The organism is Okeania sp. SIO2B9 (assembly GCF_010672505.1).
GTDB lineage: Bacteria > Cyanobacteriota > Cyanobacteriia > Cyanobacteriales > Microcoleaceae > Okeania > Okeania hirsuta.
Map to the genome: position 1 here is coordinate 1 of NZ_JAAHGK010000748.1, position 3,871 is coordinate 3,871.

Here is a 3,871-nt window from a genome sequence, read left to right on the forward strand (position 1 = left end):
TGAGATTTTCCTCAGAAACAGGAGTAATAGATTTACTAGAACTATTACTCCTGTTTCTGAGGAAAATCTCAAACAACTTGAGGATAACCAAGGAGTGGCAGCTAGCATCAATTTAGTTCCTGAAGGTATAAATTTAAAAGCTATTTCTTGGCTAAAACCTAATAGTCAGAAAAAGTTTACCGTAGAAAACAAAGCTATGGAAATGTTAAATCGAATTCCGGGAAATGCTTTGATGATGATATCTGGCAGTAATTTACAGAAAATGTGGTCTGATTATGTCAAAAATGCAGCAGCTAACCCAGTAGCTCCGATTAACCCAGAAACATTGCGTCAAGCTGTTAAGAATACAACTGGTATGAATTTAGAAGAAGATTTTCTCAACTGGATGGCAGGAGAATATTCTTTGTCTTTGCTGCCTATCCCTAAAAGTAAGGATGAGTTAAATAAATTTGCTGCGGGGTTTGTCTTTATGATCAAAACAAGCGATCGCCGTGCTGCGGAGGAGTCACTGAAAAAGTTGGATGAGGCCATGAAAAACCAAGAATTTGAGGTAGGTGAAGCTGTTGCCAGTGGAGAAGCTGTTGTTAAGTGGACTTCACCATTTGGTGGTTTTACCGTAATTCGTGGTTGGTTGAATGGGAATGTGGCATTTTTTACATTAGGAGGTTCTGTAGAGAATCAAATTTTACCCGCGCCAACAACTTCTATGGCTGAAAGTGCGGTATTACAAAAAAGTTTACCACCAGAGTCAGAATCTTTTAACGGTAATTTTTTCCTTGATATTAGTAAAAGTTTCAATCCTCAAAATCTTTCTATTCCGCAACTACCTCCAAATCAAAAAGTTTGGATAGATGGTATGGAATCTATTGGAGTGACGTCTATTGTAAGTAATAATCGTACAACTAATTATGATATTTTTGTCAAATTGAAAAAACAGGAGTTTTAGAAGTCAAGAGTCAAAAGTAATCTGTGACATAGAATCTTGCTACAGGCGTAGGTTGGGTTGAAGAATGAAACCCAACATACAGCAGATTCCAGCTATAGTTTAGCCTTTTTCCCATTGCTAGAGAACTTAGTTTTATGTCGGTTTAAATATTGCAACTGAGAGAGTTTAGCTTCTAACTTTCTATAAGATTTAGCACCAGGAAATACCTCACCAGTTGAGAGTGTCGCTAGTGATTTTATATCATGTCCGGTTAAACAGTGATAAATAAATAACTACGGAGGAGTCAGGATTCAGGAGTCAGGAGTCAGGAGGAAAGAGGTAATAAAGAAGAACAACTGGAGTCGAAGGAGAAAGTTTTTTTATAACTAATTATCCGGACATGATATGATATTATCTGGTAAAAGTTCATAAGTTTTAATCCATCCAATTCGGGGCAATTTTATATGATTAAAACCTACCGATATTGACACATCTAGAGTGTTTGCGTAGCATTCGGTAGGAAAACCATCATCCCTACCTTTTTTCTTAAATATAGGCACTCCCGACACTTTGTTAAAGCAACGTTTCCAAGCTGATGATAAATACCTTAAAGCATATTGAGGTGCTGTTTTAGATACTTAATCATACCAACAGTTGTTAGGTTTAACCATTGCTACTAATAGTTTATGCAAATCAATCGCAGTAGGAGATTTCAGCTTACTCTCAGGATTATTGGAATTGTGATTAAGGATGTTTCTAGTCAACCATAATCCCCAATTCCAAGCGTGACGTTAGCGTTTGCGGTAGCATTCCGATAGGAAAGCTTTGCGCCAGCAAACTACACAGCGCGTGTTTAGCTAGTCAGGTTTTTTGTCGGTTATCATTTTCTTTGTGGGTTTAATACCCCACCGTCAACGGGGGTGTTCACGCATTACTTGGGGGAGCGAATCCCCATGTAATTTTCCTCCTGTCTCCTGTCTCCTGTCTCCTTCTTCAATTGGGCACAGTTCAGTTTTGAATCCTAGTAGCATGATTATCAATGTTTCTGACAATATGTTATGATATGAAGCACTAAGGAGATTGTTGGTCATTGGAGCTATATTTTTCCGTTGACTTTCTCCAAGTAGTACTGCTAAGTAATAACGAAACCCTTTTTTTTGACCCTGAATTTTCCATAAATCCTCGAATTTTTGACACCACTTTTCAAACCATGGTGGTCAGGCAGACAAGGTTGTTTCTTTGATCAGCTAGCCTTTTGAGGTAAAAACAAGATTATATAATAACTTGAGACTATTTTACTTCATTTTTTTTCAAAAGTCCAGGTACTAGATAATCATAGATTATGTCAAGCTGTTATTTACCCCAAGGAGGGGGTTGCTGCGATCGCGACTTTCATCCAACAAAGCTCTAACATAATATAAATGATGTGCCATATTATAAATCTGAAAAATTACATTTTTTAGACTTATTAGACATCTCCTCCAAAAGAGGCAGTAGGCAGCTTTGCTGTAGGGAACCCACCCCTCGCCCCTCCCCCTCCCAGGAGGGGAAAGAATTGATATATCTAGTGTGATAATTGATTTGATTTTTTATGATAGGAGATGTCTATTAGGTTAGTTTGCGATAATTGTCGTAGGAGTTAAACTGGTAATGTACCTGTGGAAAAATTAGGAGCGTTGTTAATATGGCATCTCATAAAATTCTTGTAGTTGATGATGACCAGGCAATCAGAATTTTAGTTCATCGTTTTTTAACTAACCAAGAATATCAAGTAGAGTCCGCAGAAGATGGTAAAACAGCTTTAATTTTATTTAAAGAATTTCAACCAGACTTAGTTGTTTTAGATATAAATCTACCAGATACTACTGGTTTTCAGCTTTGTCAGGAAATGCAGAGTTACAATGATGTGTTGGTACTGATGTTGAGCAGTCTATGTGATGAAGTAGCTAAAGTCCGAGCTTTTCAGTTAGGTGCTGATGATTATCTCACAAAACCATTTAGTTTAGTAGAACTGAATGCTCGTCTTAAAGCAATATTGAAACGTCAAAGGTTACTTTCTCCGATAAAATTAGAACGGCTTGTATTTGGGGATTTAGTAATAAATAATGTTGAAAAAGAAGTAAGATTTCAGCATAAAATTGTTTCTCTAACTAATCTACAATTTAATTTATTATTTTGTATGGCTAATCAACCAGGATATGTTTGGAGTCGCTCTGAATTGTGCGATAAAGTATTTAAGGGTGAAGATAGTCATTGGTTTGGCAGCGCAAAAGTTTGTGATGTGCATATTAGTCAGATTCGCAAGAAAATAAAAAGTTGTGGTTGTGATTTTGAATATATAAAAACTATTATTAAAGTTGGCTATAAGTTTGAAGCACCAGTATAAAGATGATTTTATACAGGAGTAACTAAATTCTTTATATTCTGCTTCCTTGTTAATATTCCATATCATAATTCTTAATGATTTTCATTAAAAAGGACTTTAATTATAATAAGCTGTTTTGCATCTCAACTATACATCCAATTTTTGTCAAAGGAAACAGGGAACAGCGGTGCGACCCCGCGGGGTGCGATAGACGCAAGCAGTCGGAACCCGGCGAGGTCTCCTCGCCATGGGAATGCCGACCAAGAGAGGGAATGCGCACTCCTGTGAGGGAATATAAAATCTATAATGATTTTTCGCTTACCTAACTTACAACCTACCGCTGCTTCATAAAACTGATACAAAGCGTCACATCGATGCGACAAATTGATGTTTACTTCCTGCTTCTGCTGAGGCCGTCGGCGGTTACTCATCCACAGGCATTAACGGTCAAGCCAACCGCATCTCTACACTCTATACTTACATTTAAGTCTTTGTCAATTAACATAACTAAAAAAGTCCTCAAACCCTTACTACGCCGTTTTAGCGTAGGAAGCGGGATTTCAGGATAGGTCTACGTCTAT

The 3,871-nt window shown here is 37.3% G+C and carries 4 protein-coding genes; 3 read left to right on the forward strand and 1 reads right to left on the reverse strand.

Annotated features, from left to right (window positions below; translation table 11 throughout):
* A partial coding sequence (locus F6K13_RS22715) for a DUF3352 domain-containing protein (RefSeq protein ID WP_287288458.1) occupies positions 1-946 on the forward strand: 946 nt, incomplete at its 5' end.
* A 365-nt stretch (positions 947-1,311) separates the two neighbouring features.
* Here F6K13_RS22715 and F6K13_RS22720 read toward each other — a convergent pair.
* Positions 1,312-1,485 carry a hypothetical protein gene (locus F6K13_RS22720; protein ID WP_287288460.1) on the reverse strand — a complete coding sequence of 58 codons (174 nt, stop codon included), beginning with the start codon at positions 1,483-1,485 and terminating at the stop codon, positions 1,312-1,314.
* Between the two features lie 866 nt (positions 1,486-2,351).
* Here F6K13_RS22720 and F6K13_RS22725 point away from each other — a divergent pair.
* The gene (locus F6K13_RS22725; RefSeq protein ID WP_287288462.1) at positions 2,352-2,498 is read left to right on the forward strand and encodes a hypothetical protein; all 147 of its coding nucleotides are present in this window, start codon (positions 2,352-2,354) and stop codon (positions 2,496-2,498) included.
* Positions 2,499-2,609: 111 nt separating this feature from the next.
* Complete coding sequence (locus tag F6K13_RS22730) at positions 2,610-3,311, forward strand: response regulator transcription factor (protein WP_124145266.1); 702 nt, start codon at positions 2,610-2,612, stop codon at positions 3,309-3,311.
* The last annotated feature ends 560 nt before the right edge of the window (positions 3,312-3,871 follow it).